This is a genomic window from Bartonella queenslandensis AUST/NH15 (assembly GCF_000312585.1).
Lineage (GTDB): Bacteria > Pseudomonadota > Alphaproteobacteria > Rhizobiales > Rhizobiaceae > Bartonella > Bartonella queenslandensis_A.
On record NZ_HE998185.1, the window covers coordinates 1 to 381 of the forward strand.

The 381-nt window shown below is 36.2% G+C and carries 1 pseudogene; it reads right to left on the bottom strand.

Annotated features, from left to right (window positions below):
* Positions 1–209: pseudogene (locus BN338_RS09810) on the bottom strand (hypothetical protein); the annotation flags it as partial.
* Positions 210–381: the final 172 nt, after the last annotated feature.

Here is a 381-nt window from a genome sequence, read left to right on the forward strand (position 1 = left end):
TTATCTTCACTTTCAATATAGCCACCAAGTTGACCAGCTTTAACATCATCAAAATCTCTTAAAGCTTTAATGCGGTGTAAAGTCACACCCTTAACAACGCGGGTTTCATTTGTAAGTTTATATTTTTTAGCAGGCTCTTGTTTATTAACAGATGCGGTTTCATTTGAAATGTTAGAGATAACGGGGGTGTTTTTTACTGTATTGTTCATAATAATACCTTGTTATTTAAATGTTTGTTATTGACAGCCTTAAGGGCGCCGGGTGCTAACAAACACGGTAACAAGTCCGTTGATCACACTTTTCCCTATAAGGGTTTTGTATGGCGTGATCACACCCGACAAAATCGTTATATGCTAATAAGAGCATAAAAACTAGTCAGTA